Source organism: Legionella sainthelensi (assembly GCF_900637685.1).
Taxonomy (GTDB): domain Bacteria; phylum Pseudomonadota; class Gammaproteobacteria; order Legionellales; family Legionellaceae; genus Legionella; species Legionella sainthelensi.
This window is the reverse complement of record NZ_LR134388.1, coordinates 4033100-4050968: the sequence shown is the minus strand read 5'-3', so window position 1 is coordinate 4050968 and position 17869 is coordinate 4033100. Positions and strand designations below refer to the sequence as shown.

The window sequence follows — 17869 nt, the reverse complement described above, 5'->3', positions numbered from 1 at the left end:
ATGAGCCTAACTTATCGGATTGGCTTTTTTGTTGTCATGTTGGTTGTTTTTATATCGCAGTGACGTTCATTATGTTAAACTCATAGTGGTGACTGTGAGGTGAGAGTTTTATAATGACGACATTAAAACAGCAACAAGCTCAAAGAGAATATTTTGAAAAAATTACTGCGCGCGCGATGCAGCAAGCGTTGCAAAAAAATCCATCTTCTTTACTTTTTGATCCTCAAGGGCGGATATTAATTGATGTTACAATATCTGAACAGGAGCAAGGTTTATTCAAACAAGGTTTCGGAAACACCAGGGTGCCCTCCCCAATAACCACGGTGAGTTTGGATGTTACCCAAATCAAAGAGCTTAATGAAGCATATGAACGTCGTTATGGTCTTGATAAATTAAATAAAGAACAGCTAGAGAGATTATCTACTGTTAGAGGAAGCATTATCCCTCTGCACCAAGAATTTCATTTTCACTTGGCACTTGCTGCACGTACTTACACAAAAGTTGACCCTAGACGATTTCCTAAGGAACAGATGGAAATTGCGCATCAAGAAGCGATGAGGCGTATCCAACCATTAATTGAGCAAGCGTTTGCTGATGCATTAAGAATGGCTAAGGAAGATGGCAAAATAAATGCCGTTAAGCTGATTCAACAGTTAGATAAAGCACGGAACAAGATTTCTGCAGAAGCACACAGCATTTTAATGGAAGAGGTGCTCAAAGAAACAGGGCAGCGTTTATCAAAAGAAGATCTAAAAAAAATAGAAAAAAAACACCTGGCTGAAAAAACAACAGCTTCACCTAATGATTTGTTGCACATTGATCAATCATTGGAACAGACAATCTGGATTTCTGGTTCGGAAAACACCGCTCATGAGCGTCTTCGTCACCAGTCAGAAGTATATGCCCTTGCCGACAGACAAATTGTGACTCTCGCACTTAAAGAAGAACATCAAGGGCGGGCGCGATTACAAATTAGAACCCCCTCGCTTGATGTGAAAAAAAATCTTTCTATGGACAGTGCGATTGATGATGTGAGTGTAAAACTTTTAGCACTTGCTGAGAAATATTCTATCCATTCTATCTCTGAAAATCCCCTGGGGCGCAAAGCATTTACTTATAATCTTCATACCACAATAAATCATACCTTGGATGATTGGTTTAAAGATAATAAGCAATCATGGGGTGCACAGGCGATTTTAAATGGCGCTCACTTGTATAATAAAGTGCAACTTGAATCTAAAGAACCCAAACCTTTTTGTTTTGTGCAAAATCTATCCGTTAATGGTTTTGGTGATAGTTTAGGATATGGCTGGAATATTGGTTGGAATAGGCTGAGAAATGAAGCTACTTTAATGGCTGAAATGGCGATGCTGCAAAATCTGGTCGGGCCGCAGGACAACCTCCCTGAAATCCAAAGGGTATTTGAATATTATGAACAGTTTTTGATTCATTGTAAGAATCGTGGCGCGAACTATTTTTCTCGATCACCAGAGGGACAACTCGCCATTGCGCAAATTAAAAAAATAAAAGCCGAATGGACGCAACCAGATGCAAGAATTCATGAGGAAGATGCTACTCCAGTAGAAAAAGCAAAAAAAGCGTTAAAAATAATCATGGCAAATGATCTGCATCATACCCATGAATATGCCAAACTTGTGCAATCACTTTCTCTATTTATTGAAGAAGCTTCCATCGCTGGATGCAAAAGTGGGAATGAGCGTGCGCAAGCTATTAATGGCCGGGTAGCAATTTTAGATCATGAGGCTAGTAAACCTGAAAGCATTATTTTTAAAGCCATTGCAGCCCTCGCTCAGGCAAACCCTAGCGATGTTAAAAAATTTGCTTCTGACTTAAAACGTCATCTAGATGATAAATATAATAATCACTTACAAACGGGCTTATCATTAATCAGTGATGTCGATCAAGGAGCCTCTGCTAAAGTCAATGCCAAGGCCCCGTGGTATAAGTTTTGGACAAAGCTTAACCCAAATTATGCCGAAGAGTCTTCATTAACTCATCTCTCACAAAAAAAATCTGGAAACATGCAGGCACACAAAGGGCTTACGACCGCGATGGCCGCAGCTGCGGGATATCCACAGAGTTTTGGTTCTTATCTTGGTCTTGGCAAGTTGGGGATGGCATTGGGTATTATTACTTTACCGATTAGCTTGCTAGTGGTTTCGGGGATTTATCTGTTTTCTTATAAGCCTTACAAAGAGACACTGATAACTAAAGCGGAACTAAGAATAAAAGAATGCGAAAAAATTTATCTAGAACGTATCGAGCGGAACTCCCAAATAATAGTTGCGAGCTATGAAAAGGCTAATCTTCAACTCCATGAGCCTAAAGGGGCAGCAGAGAGGGGTATGTCTGTAAAGGATCAATTGGTAATGGATCAAGAGCAAGAAGGTGAGCATCCTGATACTCCACTTAAATCCTTCGCGGGGCTTAATGAGCCATTAAACGTTAAGGCGAAAGACATTAATCACCATATGAGCCAATTTACTGGCGTTGTGGCGCAAATAAAAATACGACAACAAAAAGAAGATTCAGAGAAAATTGATTACGAGGGATCGTCACTTAAAATCAAACATTGATTGGAAAATTTCCGACGCATCGAGTTTTGTCCACGGAGCCCAGTAGTCGATGCATGAGATGTGCAAAGAACAGAGTGCTGCAGTATCTTTCGGGAACAAGGATGTTCTTTAATCTGTATAATCAGTAACCCCTTATTCTTAATATGAAATTCCTTTCCATTTTAGCATAAAACGATCCTATTTCTTCAATTTTCTTTGTATATTATGAAAACATACAGCATGTAAAATTAGAACATAGATATGTTCCATCGTAAAAACGAGAGAGGCTATTATCCTGAGCGGTTTTTTTATTCAGTGAGTTTGGAGAAGCATTTTTGGGTAAGGATGACTTTTAGTTGCTCTTTTATTTGTCCCGATAATTGTGTCAAAGGAAGCGTATTTAAGCCTGCCTCTTGATATAAATCCCTTATTTTATCGTTTTGTATTGTTTTTAAATGAAGTGAAATGGTTGCAATGTCTCCTCTAGCCAAAGGACCTGTGAGTGCTTCTGGTATATATTTTGTGCGTTGTAAATTATCCAAATTTCCTTGCATTAAGTTTACTATCATTTGCCGGCTTTGTTGTGGGTTAATTCCCGCTTTAAGCAATAATTCCTCACTGCAGGCAGCCAAGGTAATTAGGTAATTCGAAGCCATGCAGGCTGCGGCATGGTATGTTGCTTTCGCCTCAGGCTTGATGGCGATAAGGCTGGCTCCTAATGGAACAAACGCGTTTTTTAACCATTCGCACACTACATCATCCCCTTCTAAAACACAATTAACTTGTTCAAAAGCAGTGGATTCTAAGTAATTTATTTTGAATGCTTTTAAAGGATGAAAACTCCCAATAAAACAGCCTTTTTTTCTTAATGGAGCAAGTAAAGCGGAGCTAAATACGCCACTGCAATGAATAATAAAACTATTTGGTTTTAAGGTCGGGCTATGAACTAACGTTTCTACAACAGATTGGATGGCATCATCATTACAGCAAATCCAAGTGATTTCAGCTTCTGGCAACCGATCGATCTGAGCAACTGCCTTACCAAAGCCGATTTCAAGACATGCGTTTTGAGTACTGGCCAAGCTGCGATTACATATGGAAAATGAGGAGATAAGCTTTGTTGTAGATAATGCTAAAGCAATATTTTTACCTAATCTACCGGCACCTATGACATTGCAGTTCATATTTTTTCCGTTCAAAAAAAGGCATTATAAATGATGTTCTTATAAAAGGCACAAAAAATACATTTTTTGTAAAAATTTATCACCATTAGCACGAATTATTGGTTATAATACTCTCAATTTGCTATGTTGAGAATGAATTATGCCTTATTTGGTAACAGGAAACGCACAACAAATTTTCCATGCATTTGGACAAGATTGGGCCGTTGCTGAAGGAAAAGATGATATTGGAACAATTCACTTAGATTTTCCACGAACTCATTTTCTGGGTTCTCCAGAAGATGCCATAAAACATTTTGACATCTGGAATACCAAAGCTTTGGGGCGATATTACTTGCAAGGTAATATGTCTGCAGGAAATCTGCACTATTTACTTGGACCTAACCCTCTTATGAAGGAAGAAGAGGATCCAGAGTCTTACAGCGCAAATGTGGTTCGTCAACATTTTGCTTACATGAATGATAAAGGGGAATCTTGTGGACTTATGGTGATGTATCGTAAAGATAACCCAAAGCAATGGATCATGGGGCAAATAAAAAATGGCCATGCTGCGCCTAAAGAGAGGGAACTTACTTTTCTATCAAACTTTGATCTGGCTCCATTTATTTCTATACCCGACCAAAAAGAGCCTCCTAACCCATCTGCTGCTCCTAACTTAGCCGTCACTGTTTCTCATACGGATTTTTTGAATAATCCACTCCTAGAGCAAATTGGTGCTAATTTACCAAGTAGCCTATTAAAAAATATCGTTAATGCAGAAAATGGTGAAATAAATTTACGTTTTCAACGTGTTGAGTTGATGACACGAAAATTACAAGTGGAGCAAGAAAAGGCAACATTATCCGATCCAATTTTATTCTCTGATCTCAACTTAGCTGGATTGTTTGCAGACAATCGTGCTCTGGATTTAATTATCAAATATAACTTTGCCAACTTATTTCCCTTGGCTTCTACTGTACTGCATGATCTTTTGACAGACCCTAGTTTGTTGCGTCAAGAAATCGAGGCTATTAAATTAACTAAGGACGAAAATCGTAATAAGAATTTATTAAAAATGGTTCTTGTATTTTATAAGCATGGAATGCTGGAAAAAAATCGCCATCTACTTAATGATCCCCTATTTTTGCAAACATTTGGCAGTTTAATGGGTGATGAAGCACAAATTAAACTAATACCATTTTTAAAACACCAAAAATATTCAGACAGCTTAATGCACCAAATTTTATCTGAACCAGCATATTATAAAGCCATTGGGATGTTAGTGGATTTGCAACCGGAACTCACTCAAGATGTCCCCCAATTCTTTAAAGACCCAAAAAAATTGGAGGATTTAAAATTTATTCATTCTTTATCGAACGATGATACGAAAAGGCTTTGTTTGCTTTTTTGGGTTTATAAAAACTTATCTGAAGATGGTTATCAACAGATCATCACGGCAACAAATCGTTATCCATTATTAGCTTCGACATTAGTTGCTTTAGAACAAACAAAAACGAAAGAGATTGATCAATTACAAGAACTGGCTTTAAATCCCAAACAACATTTACGCAAATCAATTCTTCACCATTTTCGAAAAGAATTAAATACATTACATGGTGTTTCAGCCAGTCTGCGTGAACTTCCTACTCATGATTTAGAAGCAGCAAGTGAATCCTTAGTTTTATTAAAGAAATCACAGATTACTGATCCTCAATCTTATCGTGTGGTATTAGACAAAGAGAGTAAAGGACACGCTTTACGACTTCTTTTACCGCAGTTAGCAAAAATAAAGAATGAAGAGTATCGAAAAGTATTAATTGAAATTCTTTTAGTTGGGGCAAAATTTAATGTTGAATCTCAAGACAAGAGGGTTGATGAGATAAAAAGTCCGAAAGAATTAAAAGAATTGGCTATCGACGTCCATGAATGTTTTAAGTGTATTATACAATTACAAGATTTCAGGTGCGGAAAAGAAGCCATTGAATTTGCGGCTCAAAAGACTCTGAAGAGGCTAGGCGTTTCCGTCATGTCATCTTGTGCATTATGGAGCAATGTAAAGTAGTCGATGGGCGCTTATCCGGCTCACAATCGCATAGACATATGTTTTTGCAATGGGAAGCAGAGCAAAAAAGCTATAGAAAAGCATTATATCAAATCGCTTATGAGGGGCTAACAAATCCTAACGCAAATATACGCCCTAAATTGCAGGAGGCTGAAGATAAAATTTTAGCGATCGTCGATCCTGAAATTAAATCCGATATTTATAAGGCACTTATTGTCTTCGCAAATATAATTATTACTGCATTAACCCTTAGTTTTGCAAATGTCATAAAATACAAAACTACGGGCAATTTTTGGTTTTTTAACCAAACTCGTTCAGGAGAGGAACTACGGGCTCTTGATAGAGAGGTTTTTGAGCTTATTGCGCCTGAAAAAAATGATGAAGTGCGTCCTTGTGGCATATTCTCTCCATGTTGAAAATAATGATGAGTTCAATAAAAAAGATGGGGTAACTTCTTTAAACCCGCTGTGTTTGCTTGTCCTTTAGGCGCAAGATTAAAAATCTTGGGGAAAATCTATATTTAGTGAGTTATCGAGAGGATTCCACTGCTTGGTGAGATTGATACTTTTATAAGTGGCTCGATTATCAGAGTGATTAGTGCAACTTGTGATACCCGTTTCTAAAAAGAGCTGCATTGTTCAGGCAGTAATCAAATAGTTGTTTCCCATTAAAAACACAATAAATAGCCTAACAGGTTAAATTTTAATCCGCTGTTTAGTTTCCTTGTTCTTTGTATGAAAATTATTCTTGAACTTCTTAAAAATTTCTGCTTAATATGAACTATTCTATATGGACGACTGTGAACTAATGGATTAAAAAATGGCAATACCAAAAAAAGCACTGAGGCATAGTCAATTCATCACGAAAACCCCTATTTCTGATGGCTCTCATAAGGTTTATTCTGTCTCCTTTGAAGAAGAAGGTATTACTAAAAAAGCCTTTTTTAAAGAACTTGAACCACAAAGACACTATCCAGAGTTATTAGCTAAAATAAGTGTAGCTACTTCTTCATTCAAAAGATCATTCCAGGGAAAAAGATCGGCTGAAGAACGATTAGTCTTCGATGAAGACGATCACTTAATAGGGACGTTGTCCATTTGTGTGGATAATTTTAAACCCTTTCATTATGCGGAAGATGGAATTCCCGTGAACAGCACTTTGAGAGAGCAGGTTGCTCCAAGTGTAAAAACCTTAGTTGAAAAAAACTTTATAGAACTGTTGTTTGGGAGATGGTTTCTTGATGATGACGATGCGCATCCGCATAATTTGAGTTTGGATGCTGATATCGATTTTGATATGTTTTTTTATTGGTTTACTATTCATATGAAAGAACCAAGATCGGTTATAGGCATCCCTAAAAAGCACGTTTTTCTTTCTGTGCCAGATTATGAGGCATTTCCTAATGTTCAAGATTCCAAGCCTTACCATTGGGCGCCATACACTCATCCAGGCAAAGTAACTATTCCTGTACTCTTGCCTGGACAAGAGCAGGTTCTTCCTAAATTATTACCCAAGGCTTACGCAGATCCAGTGCAATTTGCGCGTTTGGCTCAAGACTCTGTGGCACAAGAACAAAAGCTTGCGGCGGCTTTAAAAGCATTATTAACGTATCAGCCTGACGTACAACGTAAACGATTAACGGAGCTTTTTGGTGATTTAACTTTAAACTACACTTCTTTAGACGAAACGAATAAAGAGTTGCGTGCAAAATATGAAGAGCTCTACCCAGATCTTTGCAATGAAACGACAAATTCAGAGCCCTTTGTTGATTTTATGATGAAGCTCTATCAGGAACATTACGATAACTTATACCGAGTTGTCGTTTTTTATATGGGATGTGTTAACAACGGTTATGGTATTCCTTTGCCACCAACGTGTTTGGCTCTTTATCAAAAACCTTCTTTCTATCGTAATATTGAGGAATGGGTTAACAATGAAAATGATACAACCTATGCGAAAGAAGGCGAACTTAAATACGATCTCGCTGAGTTACAAAAACGTTATCACCAAGTCTGGCGTGATGCTTTTGCCCCCACATTAAAAGAGCTTCTTCATAGTTCATACCGACTCGTAAATACGTTACTCCAAAAGACCACCAATCCACCTCATGTGCAAATTTCTGAAATTATCAGCAAAAAGATTACCGATGATAGTTTAACCAATGCTTGGGAGCTTTTTGGGAATATGCCTGAGCTTGCTCCTGAGGCTATTGAAGAAAAAATTAGTGTCGACAAAGAAAGTAATTTGCGCGATGCGTTATTGGCGTTAGTTGCATTTACTAACGAGTTTCGTGCCATTACAAAAGACTATTATATTAAAGAGCGAAAAGACCTTACTGAAGAACATAACCTGGAGTTTTCAACCAAACTTACTTTATTGCATCAGAAATACAACTTAGATATTCGCAAAGTTTTAGCGAATACAACGCCTTGTGCCGTTGAGTTTCATAATCTTTCCTCAAGTCTTAAATTAATTGCTGAACAGGTTAATTTCCCGTTGCACTTGACTACTACAGATGAATTGATGGAAGAAGCGTTACTTTCTGTTAAAAAAGACGTATTGCCTTTCACCCATGATGATGTGAAAAAACAATACCACGACTCTTTGTTTATTTGGGCAAAGAATTTGAAACCAGAAGAACTGGAGCGATACGTTACAGAGATTATCGATAAGAAGTATGCTCCTTTATTGTCTACTTTTTCTTTTCGTCAACGAACAGAGCCTGTGAAAGAATATTTAAGAGAAAGCACAAATGAGAGTGGTGATAATCGATTAGCTTATATTTTAAGTTCTGGATCTCAGCAAGATGGCGCTCTAAATAGACTTATCATCGAGGGGCTCACTCCTTTAATGCTGCAAGAACATCCCATACCCAGTATTGATGTTGCTATTAGAGATAAAAGTTTTGAACGGGGTATAGCAGATTTTACGCGTGATGTAGTGTTTTTTGCAAAAAAGGACAAGCGATTTACTCATTCCTTTAGTGATATGGGGATTTCATTAATCTATAGAGCGGTTTATGATTGGGTAGATACCCTGACCGAAAAATCATTTCAAAGTCTTATTAAGTCTTCATTAAAACAATATGAATCAAAGACGTGGGGAAGTTATTGGGGCTCCTCAAGGCGTTCAGAGGTCGAGGGATATCTTAAAGGAAATTGTAATTCAAGAGCATTGGCGATGATTTTTATGAATGGCTTCGACTCTTCAACATTAAATGAGTGTTTGTTTACTAAAATAGTCGAAACAATTAAAAAAGAGTTTGCAAGCGGGGAATTCCCTGGCATGCAGCAAGATCCAAAATATCAATTAGTTGCAAATTTTAATTTGGAAAAACATAAAGCATTTTATCTGGCTAACCTAAAACATCATAGCGAGACCATTACCGCATCGCATCGTCAACTCCAAATTACTTACAGTTTAACGCATTAGAAAAGATAGGCTATATTTAACAGGTAGTGTTGTATTTGTTATTTGCGCTTTAAAATTGAGTTCACAAATCATAATTTGTGACTCTTAAGCGTATAGGTTATGATTTCCTTTTTATAAGCAGTGAGAATTTTGCATGTCTTTAGATTTATTAAAAACATTGTCGCAATATATTATTCCAAAACATAGTCTAACCTTGCTTGCTGGTTATTTAGCGGATGTGACAAATATCAAAGTTAAGGATTATCTGATTCAACGCTTTATTCATGAATACCAAGTGAACATGAGCGAAGCTTTAGTTGAAAATCCTGAAGCATATCGGTGTTTTAACGATTTTTTTATCCGGCGTTTAAAACCGGGATGCAGACCTCTGGCACAAGCAGGTATCATTTCTCCAGTAGATGGTTGTATCAGTGAAATAGGATCAATAGAAGAAGACAAACTGATTCAGGCAAAAGGGCATTATTATACTGTTTCTGAGCTTCTTGCGTGCAATAAAGAAATAGCGTCTCGCTTTATTAATGGACGTTTTGCAACATTGTATTTATCGCCTAAAGATTATCACCGCGTGCATATGCCTATAGATGCTGAAATTACCTCGATGACTTATATCCCTGGAGCCTTATTTTCAGTGCAACCGTCTACGGTTCAAGTAGTGCCTAAGTTATTTGCTCGTAATGAGCGTTTGGCCATCTTTTTTTCCACTCCAGTGGGGCATATGGCCATCGTGATGGTTGGTGCAACGATAGTTGGTGCGATAGGAACTAGTTGGCATGGAGATGTTAAACGGAGTAAAAATCGCGTTGATTTTGAATATCCACAGCCTAATAAAAAAATGGCTCAAGGAGATGAAATGGGTTATTTTAAGTTAGGCTCTACTGTGGTGCTGTTGTTTGCTGATGAGAGTAAAGTCCAGTGGAATAACGAATTAAAAGCAGGAAGTATACTTCGGTTTGGTGAAGCCCTGGGGGAAATCGGAGAGTCTAAAGCTTAGAAAGCCGCATCAATAAGTCCAATAATGGGGCATCTATACCTATACATGTTCAAGTCTTGTTTGCAACCGCCAAGTTGCTCATATTACTTATCTCATTTAACTTATTTGAGAAACTATCAAGGAAGAAGAAACATAAATAAATATCCGCTGGCGTATTTTCTCATTTATAGTTTTTTGATAAGTCTGTCGGTTTTAGGCCCTAATAGCTCTTTTGCCGCTGCCAATAGTTCATAATGAATATCATCCTTGTGTATCACCGAGTACGGGCCCAAATTGCACTACGAGTGTGCAGAATGAGTATGGCAATCTGGTCGCAGCACGTTCTTTAGATGCAGGAAATACCTTTCAATTAATACAGAACTCCTCGGTAAATAATGTCCCAGTAATTGTTGCTCCTTATCCCTATCAGAATATACATGATAATAATCAAATGACGGGTATTGCCGGCATGTTTGCCCAAAGCAATATAATTAAATGGGGAGATTATTGTTTATACCTTGGCGAATTTAGATCCACAAACCGGAGTTCTCAGTTCAGCAACCAATACCGGAAACAGTTATACAGAATATTTTTTAAGAGAAATTACTTGGTTTGATAAATGGCAAGCGATGCAAAATGTTTATGGACAGGCTTATCCTGGTTTTTTGGATCCGAATAGTCCGCAAATTAGCGATCATTTTGGCCCAAATTTAATACCTGGAGATCGCAATTTTGAGTACAGCGCTTCTTCGCCATATCTCTACTACACTTTGCTGTTCCCTTTTAATCAAAATAAAGGTCAGGATAGAAATGTAGTACGACAAGCATTAAAAGTAGAAAACGGTATTCCTTAGGAATAAATATAGAGATACTGCCTTTTAATGAAAATTTCTCTGGCATTTAAAAACAGTATCTACAAATCTCGAGAAACATGATGAACAGCGTCTACGAGTAGGTATGTTTGACAATGGCACCCTAGTTGAGTGCAAATAATGTACCTAGTTTTTTATTAACCGCATTGTGATAAACCACCGAAGCGACACTTAAATCTTGGATGGAAAGCCCTACTGATTTGAATACGGTGAGTTGGTTTTTGTAGTCTTGATTTTTATGAAGTAGCCAATCTCCTATTTCAATAATTGACTCTTGTTTTAAGTTATTGTGTTGCAGCGCACTTATAATTTCGCCTGCTTCAGTTAACACAGCATGCAATTGATCGACAATCACAATAGCACGGCTTAGCAAGTGATTATCGAGTTCTTTCATCTGCGCTGTATGAGAGCCTATAGCATTAATATGCGCATGGGGTTGTACGTCCTTAAAATGAAGTAGTGGTTCAGTACTCCCGGTTGCAGTACAAATAATATCTGCATTTTTAACTGCGTCTGGAATATGATCATATACATTGACGGTATATTGATCTGCAAACTTTTCAGCAAATTGTTCGGCGTTTCTTCTATTTCTGGACCATACAGAAACTTGTTTGATATCACGTACAGTTGCTATTGCTTGTAATTGCGTTTCTGCTTGCACTCCTGAACCAATGATTGCAACATGAGTTGCATTATCTATAGCAAAATAGTGACTTGCTAAACCTGAAACAGCTCCAGTTCTTAGTGCTGTTAAATAACCTCCATCCATCAATGCTAGAGGCTCTCCGGTACTGGCATCAAGTAACAAAATACAACCGGTAATGGACGGTTTGTTTTTTGCATTATTCCCAGGAAAAATAGATACCACCTTTAATCCTAAAGCTTTATCTTGAGCGAGATAAGCTGGCATTGTTAAAGTCAAAGCATCTTCTTCCTTAATAGGTATCCCGGTTCTTAGTGGTAATTGAACTTGTTTTTTGGCCAATTGCATAAATGCGTTTTCCATCGCAGTAATCGCTTGCCTCATGGTAATGCATTGTTTGACTTCATCTAAAGATAATAAGCGAAGACTCATGATGATTTTTCAACCCCCCAGTTCCTTAGTTAAAGCAGCTAATAATGTAGGGTATTTGAATTTAAATTGGTATTCAGCTAAACGCTGAGATGTTACTGTTTGTCCGGATAATAACAACTCCTCGCCCATTTGCCCCAATAAAATTCGAATACTCCAAGCGGGTAAGCGCAAAAATATTGGTCTTTTTAAAACTTGCGCTAATGTTTTAATGAATTTTTTTTGAGAGACGCATTCTGGCGCAACTAAATTTATGGGGCCTGTAATCTCTGGATGCGCTAGCAAAAATAAAATGGCATGGACAAGATCAGTGCTATCAATCCAGGCCAAGGGTTGCTCTCCGGTGCCGATCACTGCACCCATTCCATACTGAGTAGGAGCCTGTAATTTTTTTAACATCCCTTCCCCACGTTTTAGAACGACGCCAAAGCGCATTAAGGTAACTGGCATACCCATTGCAAATCCCTTTTTTGCTGCATCTTCCCACTGGCTAACCAATTGTGTTGCAAAACTTTTTTTTGGAAAATCAATGGGCGTGGATGTTTCGGTAAATAGGGTATTGTCTTGTGCTTGCTTTTTTTGTAACCCATAAATACCAATGGCACTTGCATTATATAAATGTGGTTTTTTAGTCTTTGCCGTGATGCCCCATTCTATGAGTTGGTTTGTTGGTTTAAGACGACTGGAAAGCAGCTGCTCTTTTACGCGTGTATTCCAGCGATGAGCGGTAATATCTTCGCCTGCTAGATTAATTATTGCAGTAAACTCATCTGGATTTAAGGTATTAAGTCTATTCCAGGTTGTTGCCTGAACAGTGTTTGAAAATATTGCGCGTACCTTTTCTTCATCTCGTCCTATCACATGAATTTCATATCCAGACTGAAGGAGCGCGGGGATTAATGTTTGGCCAATTGCCCCTGTTCCTCCGCTGACAATGATTTTCATACGAATCTCCTTGTGGTACTCAACTTAAAGGGACGGATAACAAAATTTATTAAAATAAAACCATCATATAACATATGATAAAAAGTGAAGCTTATTGACAGCAATGATTCTTAATAACATCGATAACCCAGCGCAATCGCTTATCATTCTCTAATCGTTTATGGTAATGGATCATAATTCGGTATTCTTTGATAGGAAAGGGGAATGATTTAATTTCAAATTGATACTTGTTTTGTAAGGAAACAGCCAATGAGCGAGGCATCATGGCAATACAATTTGTTTGGCTTATTACTTCACAAACATTAATTAGGTTTGGCACAATTATTTTTGTCTTTCTCTTACCAAATCCTGCCAATATTTTGAATAGCATATTGTCTTTGCGTAGATAACTGAATTGTATTTCAACATGATCCGCGTTGAAGAAGTCTTCTGTAGTGATTTCTTGATGAACAAGTGGATTTGCTACACCCATGACGCATACAACTTCATCAAAAAATAAGAGTTCCGCATTAGTGTTATTTCCAGTCTCAAGAAAGGCAGGACCCACTACAAAGTCAATTTCTGTCGCTAATAGATGTTCTATATTTACGTATTCTGATAATGAAAGTGTTTTTAGTGTAAAATTGGGCGCATGAGTGGATAAATAAGCACATAGTTTTGATAAAATAAGAAACTCTCCATGAACTGATAAAATAGCTTTAAACGATAAATCTTCAGTAAACGGATCAAAAGTTGTTTCTTGAAAAATATTTTTAGAGCTGTCTAAAAATGCTTTAATTTTTGGCGCTAAATCTAAAGCCTTTTGGGTAGGTTGAAGCCCATGTGCTTTCCTTATAAATAAAGGATCGTCAAATAATTCGCGCAATTCCTTTAATATATAACTCATTGCTGTTTGTGTTAAAAACGTTTTCTCAGCGGCCTTTGAAACAGACTGTTCGGTCATCAAAGTATCAAAATGAATTAATAAATTTAAATTAATTCTTCTTATATCCATAAAATATATCCCGTAACAATCAATTTTAATTAGTAACTAGCTCTAAGTATAGTTGAAAATGCGCCATACATTTAATTTTTTAATATCAATATATATTGAAATTAAATAAATTAAAATGATTCCGTAGATTTATATTTATAAGAAGCATGATTTAATAATTTTAAATAAATTAAAATAATGGCTTATGACTCAGAGACAGGCCCTTGGGAATCTAAAGTGTCAATGTTCTGTACTTTTATATTATTTTTTGCTATTAAGATGGTGTAGGCAGAACAAATTAAGTATTTTTTATTATTATTAAATTTAGCGACATTTCAATGGAGTAGAGTTATGTCTGTGGCTTCAATAAGAAAAGTTTATAATATCTATGCTTCTTTCTACGATTTTGTATTTGGATCTATTTTTAGCCCCGGCCGTTCATTATGCACCAGTATTATCAATAAAGTCGCAAAGCAAAATGCTTCCATTTTGGAAATTGGCATTGGCACGGGATTGTCATTACCTCTTTACCGGTCAGATTTACGGATTACTGGGATAGATATCTCCGAAAAAATGCTGGAAAAAGCGCACGAGCAGGTTGAAAAAAATCAGTTGGAAAATAGAGTCCAATTAAAAGTTATGGATGCGGCTCATTTAGAATTCCCTGATAATAGTTTTGATTTTATCGTTGCTATGTATGTTGCCTCGGTTGTTCCAGATGTGAATGCCTTTTTACAGGAGCTCACTCGTGTTGCTAAACCTACTGCGGAAATTATATTTGTAAATCATTTTGCTTCAGAACACACTGTAGTTCGTTTTTTTGAAAAAAAATTTGCTCTCGTCAATAAACTAGTAGGTTTTAAGTCGGATTTTTCAGTTCACTCGATTCTGGATTACAAGCAATTAAAGCTTTTAAACTCCCAAAAAATTAATTTATTTGGCTATTGGAAATTATTGCATTGTAAAACCAAAAAGGACAATGTTTCTGCATAATTTACATTAGAGCAGTCTCTGCTCCATACAAGAGCATGAGGGAACTACTTTTAGGTGTCAGTCCTCATACTCGTTTAAATCAAAAGCTTCTTGTAAATTTTCTAATTGTTCTGCAACGACATCCAATTTTTCAAAAGTAGCGATATGAAACAATGCTTGTCCTGAGTGTACAAGAGGTAGCTTGCTTTCCCCAATAATAATGCCGGATATTGGTGATTTTAATTTATATTCTTCGGTACTTGAGGGGTTTGCTATAATTGCGATAACTTGACCTTTTGTGACTTTATTCCCAGATTTCTTGATGTGCCTCAAAATTCCACTTATAGGTGCTCTTAACCAATAACTGTTTCTTGAAACAGTTGGCGTACACTTTTTAACCCCATATTTACTGGTTTTAATCATTTCAAGTGCACCCATAACACTTAAAATTCCATTAATACCCGTCCTAATAGAAAGCTCATCAAATCGTAGCGATTCTCCTCCCTCATAGACTAGAATATGGATTCCTTGCTCATTTGCATACTCTCTCATTGAGCCATCTCTAAAGGTTGAATGTAATATCACGGGAACGTTAAAAGCACGAGCTAAATCTTCAATTCCTTGCATATCAAGATTTGCTCGGATTTGCGGTAAATTAAATCTATGATTTGACCCAGTATGTAAGTCAATTGCATGTGTCGATTGAGATAGAATTTGCTTGCTAATAATTTCTGCAAGCATTGACGCAAGTGAACCCTTAGAACTACCAGGAAACGAGCGATTTAAGTCTCTTCTGTCCATTAAATAGCGTTCTTGATATAAAAAACCGTAGACGTTAACAATAGGAATCGCGATGACACTGCCGTTGATATGTTTTAATCCCTTCTTTTTTAAGAGTCGTCTTATGATCTCAACACCATTGATTTCATCGCCATGGATCGCTGCAGTAATACAGAGTGTAGGCCCTTCTTCAGGACCATTAATCACATGTATCGGGAGGCAGATAGGGGTCCAGTCATATAATTTTGGCATAGGCAACAAGATTGTTTTACGTTGCCCTGGTTTGATTTTTTCATCCCCAATCATAATAGATGCTTTACTCATTTTTATCCTTAATTGAACGTCAGCTCAGGGACAAGGAGAATCATAATTCTGGTTTTGAAGCCCTTAGCATGCTTGTGTTGAGGCTAATTTCCTCAATTCTACTGCGATTGACCCAAGAAATCTCTCTTTATCCGCCATCCTGTGGAGAGACAGCGGATGTCGTAAGTCAATTGCAGTTCGTTGCAACCCGCACAAAGCTCCGTAGGGATCTAGATAAAATCCTTACTCGAGCACGTTAATTTATGATTCTATAAAAAGTGTAGCCTGTATTTATGAGAATAGGTAAACTCATGCACAATTGACGTTGGAATAAAAATATAATAGCGTAAATAAAATTTCATGGGGTCACTTACCAAATAATTAAGGATAATTATGCATTCATTTATTAAAAACATACTCTTTACTGGACTTGCATTGCCAATGGTGTGTTCTGCGGGAACGATGGGAAATGCAGGACCTTCCAAAATATGGTCCATTCCCATTCAAGGTGGTTTTTTTGGCGCATCGCAGGGCAAAGATCAACATATTGATATTGATAGTTTGATAGGCAACCAATACACGTTGGATAATAACTCTCAAATTAGCGGACTTGTTGGTTTAGGGCTGTATTTTAATGGGCCTTCTTATAATTGGGTTCAGCTTTCATATGGCGTAGATGCTTTTTATTTAGGTCAAACCAAGGTGAAAGGTGATATTGTTCAGGAAGATTTATTTACCAATCTTTCTTATAAGTACAACCTTCAAAATGTTCCTGTTTATGCTGCTGCTAAAGCACTTATTTATACGAATAGTTCTGCTTACAACGTTACTGTGGATGCAGGTATCGGTCCTAATTTTATGTGGACCTCTGGTTATCAAGAAACGCCCTTAGTTGATTTTGCTGTACCTGATAACTCATTTAAAGGAGCCTCAACGACAAGTTTTTCTGCAACGGTGGGAGCAGGAATTCGCCTAAACAATATTATTGGTCAGATACCCTTTGAGTGTGGTTATCGCTTCTTTTATCTAGGGCAAGGCCATTTAAAGAGAGCTAATGATCAAGTTATTAACAACTTAACTACGGGTGACACTTATGCTAATGCGCTTGTTTGCGCAGTTACAGTATAATTCGAGATCAATGAATTTTAGCATTGACCTATTATGTACCCTAATTTAATAAGACGGATGAGGTTTTATACAGAAACCATTGGTATCAAAGTTTTCGCGGGCTATGCTTATATGAAATGAACGGAAATGTCTTAATGTTATTAATGATTTTAGGCGAGAAGACAAATCAGGTGAGTCAATTAAGAGCACATACCAAATTACTTTTTCTGGCTGATTATGCCAATACTTCGTCTTATTCACCATTTCGATTTCTTTAATTTGAAAGTTAAATGTATTACCAATAGGTAATGACTGAATTTGTTCTGGACTTAACTGACCTGCATAAAACACAGTAACATGACTTCCCACAGAGCTTTTTGCAGGCATAATACAAGGGGTATCTTTTTCTTCTGCATGCTGTATTAAAATGGGGTATAAAACATTTAAATAATCATTAGAAACTTTTAAATAGACATACCCTTCTTTTGTAACTTCTAATGTTCCTTGTGTGGGTAAAGATCGAGCGGTACTGAGAAGTGCTGGGTTATTGAGTATTGTTACGGTGTTTGAATTATTGTTTCCACATGAAATTAACAATAGGATCAGGAGGCTTTCATAAATAAATCGCATTAAAATTTTCATTGT

At 37.0% G+C, this 17869-nt stretch carries 14 protein-coding genes; 8 read left to right on the top strand and 6 right to left on the bottom strand.

Features of this window, described 5'->3' with window-relative positions; translation table 11 throughout:
* The first annotated feature begins 113 nt into the window (after window positions 1–113).
* Entirely contained in the window at window positions 114–2597 is a 2484-nt protein-coding gene (locus EL220_RS17595; RefSeq protein ID WP_027270453.1) for a hypothetical protein, read from the top strand.
* A 287-nt stretch (window positions 2598–2884) separates the two neighbouring features.
* Here EL220_RS17595 and EL220_RS17590 read toward each other — a convergent pair whose 3' ends face one another.
* On the bottom strand, window positions 2885–3760 hold the full coding sequence (locus tag EL220_RS17590) for a Rossmann-like and DUF2520 domain-containing protein (RefSeq protein ID WP_027270454.1): 876 nt from the start codon (window positions 3758–3760) through the stop codon (window positions 2885–2887).
* A gap of 139 nt (window positions 3761–3899) precedes the next feature.
* Between EL220_RS17590 and EL220_RS17585 the strand changes: the two genes are divergently transcribed.
* From EL220_RS17585 to EL220_RS17570, 5 genes are all read left to right on the top strand, one after another.
* Window positions 3900–5798 carry a hypothetical protein gene (locus tag EL220_RS17585; protein WP_232002541.1) on the top strand — a complete coding sequence of 633 codons (1899 nt, stop codon included), beginning with the start codon at window positions 3900–3902 and terminating at the stop codon, window positions 5796–5798.
* A complete protein-coding gene (locus EL220_RS19405) occupies window positions 5780–6214 on the top strand; it encodes a hypothetical protein (RefSeq protein WP_232002540.1) in 435 nt (144 codons plus the stop codon). The genes EL220_RS17585 and EL220_RS19405 overlap by 19 nt, the downstream gene beginning before the upstream one ends.
* Before the next feature lie 403 nt (window positions 6215–6617).
* Window positions 6618–9230: a hypothetical protein gene (locus tag EL220_RS17580; RefSeq protein ID WP_027270456.1), complete on the top strand. Its 2613-nt coding sequence runs from the start codon at window positions 6618–6620 to the stop codon at window positions 9228–9230.
* A gap of 133 nt (window positions 9231–9363) precedes the next feature.
* Entirely contained in the window at window positions 9364–10221 is an 858-nt protein-coding gene (gene asd, locus EL220_RS17575; RefSeq protein ID WP_027270457.1) for an archaetidylserine decarboxylase, read from the top strand.
* Between the two features lie 497 nt (window positions 10222–10718).
* Window positions 10719–11054 carry a hypothetical protein gene (locus EL220_RS17570; protein ID WP_027270458.1) on the top strand — a complete coding sequence of 112 codons (336 nt, stop codon included), beginning with the start codon at window positions 10719–10721 and terminating at the stop codon, window positions 11052–11054.
* 121 nt (window positions 11055–11175) lie between these two features.
* On the opposite strand, the gene EL220_RS17565 is transcribed toward EL220_RS17570, so the two are convergent.
* From EL220_RS17565 to EL220_RS17555, 3 genes are all read right to left on the bottom strand, one after another.
* Window positions 11176–12147, bottom strand: coding sequence for an ornithine cyclodeaminase family protein (locus tag EL220_RS17565; protein WP_027270459.1), 972 nt, complete (start codon window positions 12145–12147; stop codon window positions 11176–11178).
* Between the two features lie 9 nt (window positions 12148–12156).
* Window positions 12157–13089, bottom strand: coding sequence for a TIGR01777 family oxidoreductase (locus EL220_RS17560; protein WP_027270460.1), 933 nt, complete (start codon window positions 13087–13089; stop codon window positions 12157–12159).
* Window positions 13090–13180: 91 nt separating this feature from the next.
* Complete coding sequence (locus EL220_RS17555) at window positions 13181–14083, bottom strand: LysR family transcriptional regulator (RefSeq protein ID WP_027270461.1); 903 nt, start codon at window positions 14081–14083, stop codon at window positions 13181–13183.
* 330 nt (window positions 14084–14413) lie between these two features.
* Between EL220_RS17555 and pmtA the strand changes: the two genes are divergently transcribed.
* On the top strand, window positions 14414–15055 hold the full coding sequence (pmtA, locus tag EL220_RS17550; protein ID WP_027270462.1) for a phospholipid N-methyltransferase PmtA: 642 nt from the start codon (window positions 14414–14416) through the stop codon (window positions 15053–15055).
* 57 nt (window positions 15056–15112) lie between these two features.
* On the opposite strand, the gene EL220_RS17545 is transcribed toward pmtA, so the two are convergent.
* Entirely contained in the window at window positions 15113–16138 is a 1026-nt protein-coding gene (locus tag EL220_RS17545) for a succinylglutamate desuccinylase/aspartoacylase family protein (protein WP_027270463.1), read from the bottom strand.
* A gap of 372 nt (window positions 16139–16510) precedes the next feature.
* Between EL220_RS17545 and EL220_RS17540 the strand changes: the two genes are divergently transcribed.
* Entirely contained in the window at window positions 16511–17245 is a 735-nt protein-coding gene (locus EL220_RS17540) for a hypothetical protein (protein ID WP_027270464.1), read from the top strand.
* Between the two features lie 45 nt (window positions 17246–17290).
* Here EL220_RS17540 and EL220_RS17535 read toward each other — a convergent pair whose 3' ends face one another.
* Entirely contained in the window at window positions 17291–17866 is a 576-nt protein-coding gene (locus EL220_RS17535) for a hypothetical protein (protein WP_027270465.1), read from the bottom strand.
* Between the last annotated feature and the right edge of the window lie 3 nt (window positions 17867–17869).